5 protein-coding genes are annotated in these 5453 nt (G+C 39.1%); 1 reads left to right on the top strand and 4 read right to left on the bottom strand.

The annotated features are described in order from the left end of the window. The 3 genes from ABZB17_RS19985 to ABZB17_RS19995 all read right to left on the bottom strand — a co-directional run. On the bottom strand, positions 1–1091 hold a 1091-nt coding region (locus tag ABZB17_RS19985), incomplete at its 3' end, for an LUD domain-containing protein (protein WP_372652935.1). After that, on the bottom strand, positions 1092–1544 hold the full coding sequence (gene rpiB, locus ABZB17_RS19990) for a ribose 5-phosphate isomerase B (RefSeq protein WP_372652937.1): 453 nt from the start codon (positions 1542–1544) through the stop codon (positions 1092–1094). 112 nt (positions 1545–1656) lie between these two features. Then, on the bottom strand, positions 1657–3141 hold the full coding sequence (locus tag ABZB17_RS19995) for a lipopolysaccharide biosynthesis protein (RefSeq protein ID WP_372652939.1): 1485 nt from the start codon (positions 3139–3141) through the stop codon (positions 1657–1659). A 103-nt stretch (positions 3142–3244) separates the two neighbouring features. On the opposite strand from ABZB17_RS19995, the gene ABZB17_RS20000 reads away from it, so the two are divergent. Continuing rightward, entirely contained in the window at positions 3245–4318 is a 1074-nt protein-coding gene (locus ABZB17_RS20000) for a glutaminyl-peptide cyclotransferase (protein WP_372652942.1), read from the top strand. Positions 4319–4465: 147 nt separating this feature from the next. Here ABZB17_RS20000 and ruvB read toward each other — a convergent pair. Continuing rightward, positions 4466–5453, bottom strand: a 988-nt coding sequence (ruvB, locus tag ABZB17_RS20005; protein WP_372652944.1) for a Holliday junction branch migration DNA helicase RuvB, incomplete at its 5' end; no start/stop codon positions are given.

Consider the following 5453-nt stretch of genomic DNA (forward strand, 5'->3'; position numbering starts at 1 on the left):
CCGCAAACCGTGCAGGCAAAACTTAAATGATTGTATTTATCAAAGCCTTTCATAAAAGGCGTTATTACCGATCCTATCGGGCCGCTGTAAGTGGTGTTGTACGTGTATCCGCCCACATTTTTGTAAATGGGGCAGGCGTTCAAACAAGCACCGCAGCGAATACATTTCAGTGCGTCGACATGTTTGGGTTCGGCAGCAATTTTTGTACGGTTATTATCGAGCAAAACCACCACCATTTTTTCCGGTCCGTTGGCTTCATCAGCGCGTTTTGGGCCGGTAATCAACGAATTATATACCGTAACCTGTTGTCCGGTTCCCAAGGCCGAAAGTAAGGGAAACATCAGCTGTAAATCGTCGATCGACGGAATCAGTTTTTCAATTCCTGCAATTACAATATGTACTTTCGGGAAGGCCACCGACATAAAACCGTTTCCTTCGTTTTCAGTAAGTGCCACTCCTCCAACATCGGCCACCAGAAAATTAGCACCCGTAACACCCACCTCGGCCGAAGTAAATTTTTCGCGCAATACTTTTCGCACAAAAAGGGTTAATTCTGTTGGTGTTGAATCCTCGGGAGTATCGAATTTTTTATGAAAAAGCGCGGCAACATCTTCTTTCGATTTGTGCATTGCCGGCGTTAAAATATGATATGGTTTTTCGCCGGCTACCTGAACGATAAACTCGCCCAGATCGGTTTCAACCGGTTCAAAACCAGCTTTCTCAAGATTTTCGTTTAATTCAATTTCTTCCGAGATCATCGACTTGCTTTTTACCAAAAGCTTAGCCTCGTTCTCGGTCAGAATTTTTATGATTTCCGAAACAGCTTCTTTGCTGTCGCGTGCCCAAACCACATCAATTCCGTTGGTTTTGGCATTTGTTTCAAATGTTTCGAGATAATGCGCAAGATTGGAAACTACTTTCTTTTTGAGATAAGAAGCACGGTGTTTCGCCAAATCCATATTCCGGTAACGAAGTTTGCCTTTAGCAACGGCTTCGTCGTATTTCGAAATATTGAAATTTAAGGTCTTCCGGTGTTTTTTATCGAAAGTAATTTTTGAATCCTTCAGAAATATTTTTTTATGCGTTGTCATTTATTTCTCAACAGGAATCTGATCCACTCTCTTAGCGTGTCGTCCGCCTTCAAAATCTTCATTCAGAAAAGTTGTAACAATAGCAATGGCTTCTTCATCACTCACAAAACGACCGGGCACTGCACACACATTTGCATTGTTGTGCTGACGCGCCAGTGCAGCAATTTCTTCTGTCCAGCAAACTGCCGAACGTACACCCTGGTGCTTGTTTGCGGCAATGCTAATTCCCTGGCCACTTCCGCAAAACGTGATACCAATTTCGTATTCACCACTTTCAATTGCTTCACCCATTTTATGGGCATAAATAGGGTAGTCTACGCTTTCTTCGGTGTAACATCCAAAATCTTTGAAAGCAATATTATTATCGCTCAAAAATTTGATAATCACCTGCTTTTTAGCAAAACCGGCATGATCACTTGCCAATGCTATTACTTTTCCCTCTAAATTCTTCATTTGCACAAAATTAATACTTTTTGATATTTATTTCATTTATTCCTAATATTTGTTGCACGAGAGGATAACATTAGTAGATTTTACCTTTAGTAATAACCTAATATTCTGATTATTATGACTTATTTATAAAGGGAATAAATCGCTTAAGCTCATTTATTTCCCATTTAAAAACAAGTACAATAAATGCCAGTGATAAAACTATGTTTATGGAATATTTAATTATTACCTGTAAATCGAGCGTAAATTGAGCGATGGTCACAATTACCATGGCCGCCAGAAAATAACTGCCAATTCGTTTGAGATCGTAAGGCACCGGAAAATGTTTTTGTCCCAGAAAATAGGAGAGAAGCAGCATCACCAAAAAGCAGACAAACACTGCAATTGCCGATCCCATATAACCCATAACCGGAACCAAAGCAAGGTTTAAAACCAGCGTGATTGTGGCACCAATTAAAGCCATATATGCACCGTAGCGCGTTTTGTCGGTTAGCTTATACCACAACGACAGCGTAAAATACATACCATAAAACAGATTGGCCATTAACACAAGTGGCACCACCTTTAATCCCTCGTGGTACTGTGAGTCGACAATCACTTTTATCACATCGATAAACAATACCATTCCTATGAAAATAACAAGTCCGAAAATGACAAAATATTTCATTACAACGGCATATATTTTTGGGTCGTCTTTTGATCCTTCGCGGGCAAAAAAGAAAGGTTCGAAAGCATAACGGAATGCCTGAATAAACATATTCATCAGCACGGCAAGTTTGTAGTTGGCACCATAAATACCGAGCTGAAACATCGGATCCTGATTCTCAGGTACCAAAAACGGAATCAGCACTTTATCTATATTCTGGTTGATCATTCCCGTTAATCCAACGATCAGAATAGGGAAACCATAACTCAACATTTGTTTCAGCAACTTCCTGTCAAACTGAAACGAGATTCTGAAGATCTCGGGAAGCAGTAAAACCAGGGTAATCAGCGAAGCCAGTAAATTGGAAATAAACACATAACCTACGCCGATATCAGCTAAATAAACGGTTGAAAGTATTGAATCGGGATTATTGGCTAATATCCTTGGGCACAAGGAAATAAAGAACAGGTTAAAACCAATGTTAAAACCAATATTTACCAGTTTAATAAAGGCAAATTTTATGGGCCGGTTCTTTAAACGGAGACGTGCAAAAGGAATGGCTGTAAACGCATCGACACCCAAAATTATGGCAAACCACAAAATATACTCCGGATGATCGGGATACTGAATCCAGGCGGCTATTTCATTTCGGAAAGCTGCTGCCAGCAATACGAACGAAAAAGTGGTAAAAAACAAAGATACCATCGATGTGGAATACACCTTTTCGGGGTTTTCGCTTTTTGAGGCAAAACGGAAATACGATGTTTCCATTCCGTAGGTGAGCAACACCAGTAAAAATGCCACATACGCGTACATGTTGGTTACCACACCATATTCGCCGGGCAAAAACATAAACGAATAATAGGGGACAAGCCACCAGTTTAAAAAGCGGCCTACAATGCTGCTAACCCCGTAAATAGCCGTATCGCTTGCTAATTTCTTAAAAGGATTCAATTGTTGAAATTTTAGGCAAAGATAAAATCATTTGCTTTGATGCTTTTCTACAAAAGAACCTTTTACAATATGTTTTATCTTTGAAATCAAAAATTACAGCGTAATGAAGCGAAACCTCTTCCCAATAGTACTGATATTTTGTTTGTTTGTGAGCTTTTTTTCGTGCTCCAATAAATCGAATAAACGCCCACGAAAACCGGTGAGTTCCATTAGTATTAAACCGGCTAAACAACTATATACTTCAGGCGATAAAGTAAATTTGGAGATTAAAACCAAACTGCGCGACGGCGAGCTAAAATCGGTTAAAGTTTATTACGAGGGCGACTTAATAAAAGAAAGTACCGACCTTAATTTTGAAATTGCCGGTGTTGAACTGGATCAGGTTGGAAACACCAGTTTTAAAGTAGATGCCGAAAAAACCGACGGATTAAAAAACAGCCGCACAAAAACCATTAATGTAATTTCTGATATAGCCCCAAAACAACTGACATACCAGGTAATTGAAAAATATCCGCATTTAAAAACTTCGTACACCCAGGGATTGGAATATTACAACGGTTATTTGTACGAAGGAACAGGCGAAACCAGCCATTCGAAACTGATGAAAATCGATATTAAAACCGGCAAGCCGCTTCAATCTTTCGACATGGATGACAAGTATTTTGGAGAAGGAATTACTATTTTAAATGGTAAAATTTACCAGCTTACCTACCGTGCAAAAAAAGGTTTTGTTTACGACCTTGAAACCTTTGCCGTAATCGATAGTTTTACTTACAAATCAGAACAAGGATGGGGACTAACAAACGACGGTACCAACCTGATAATGAGCGACGGAACCAATGTGTTAACCTGGTTGAATCCTGATGATTTTTCAATAGTTAAAACTGTACAGGTGGCCAATAACCGTGGAAACATGAATGTTTTGAACGAACTGGAATACATCGACGGAATAATTTACGCCAATATTTATACCACCAACTTCGTTGTTAAAATTGATGCCAAAACCGGTAAAGTTTTGGAAGAAATAAATATGGAAGGTTTGATCGATATGTATCACCAACCAAACGACCGAATTGATGTGTTAAACGGAATTGCATACGATGCCAAAAACAACCGCATGTTTGTTACCGGAAAACTGTGGCCAATGTTATTCGAAGTGAAGTTTATAGAAAAGTAAAAGAATTTCGAATGGTGATTAGCGAATGCTGATTTTAGAAGTAGATATCAAAGAAACCGATATGGCTTTTCCGATCATAAATCTAAAATCGTTAATCGAAATTCAGAAAAATACCATTCCAAATTCTAATACTCCAACATTCCAATCCTAAAACAGACTAGGGGAGTCGCCGTACCGAACGCGTCCTAAATGTTTATAAGCCAAATCGGTAACTTCTCTTCCGCGTGGAGTTCGTTTTATAAAACCTTCTTTAATCAGGAAGGGTTCGTACACTTCTTCAATGGTTCCGGCATCTTCGCCAACAGCAGTTGCAATGGTTGTAATACCAACCGGTCCACCTTTAAATTTATCGATTATTGTTGAAAGAATTTTGTTGTCCATTTGATCCAATCCATAACGATCAATGTTCAGAGCATCTAGCGCATATTTGGTTATCGCCAGATCGATATTTCCATTTCCCTTAACCTGAGCAAAATCGCGTACACGCCTCAATAAAGCATTTAAAATACGAGGTGTTCCTCTGCTACGACGCGAAATTTCATTTGAAGCCTCTTCATCTATGCCTACGTTAATTATTCCTGCCGATCGTTTTATGATGGTATTTAAAACTTCAGCGTCGTAATACTCAAGGTGAGAATTTATACCAAAACGAGCTCTAAGAGGACTTGTTAACAAACCTGAGCGAGTTGTTGCACCAATAAGCGTAAAGGGTTCAAGTTCTATTTGAATAGAGCGTGCTGAGGGCCCTTTGTCGAGCATTATATCAATTTTATAATCCTCCATAGCCGAATAAAGATATTCTTCAACTACGGGGCTTAAACGATGTATTTCGTCAATGAATAAAACATCGTGTTTCTCTAGATTGGTTAGTAAGCCGGCTAAGTCGCCTGGTTTATCTAAAACAGGTCCTGAAGTTACTTTTAAGTTTACGCCTAATTCGTTGGCGATAATGTTTGAAAGTGTTGTTTTACCAAGTCCTGGAGGTCCATGAAGCAACACATGATCAAGTGCTTCTCCACGTTGTTTAGCAGCCTGAACAAAGATACTAAGATTCTCAATTATCTTTTTCTGACCACTAAAATCAGAAAAAGATAATGGTCTTAGCCGTTTATCCAGTTCATTGTCGGTTTCTGAA

Origin of the sequence: Draconibacterium sp., from assembly GCF_041583095.1 — a bacterium.
Lineage (GTDB): Bacteria > Bacteroidota > Bacteroidia > Bacteroidales > Prolixibacteraceae > Draconibacterium.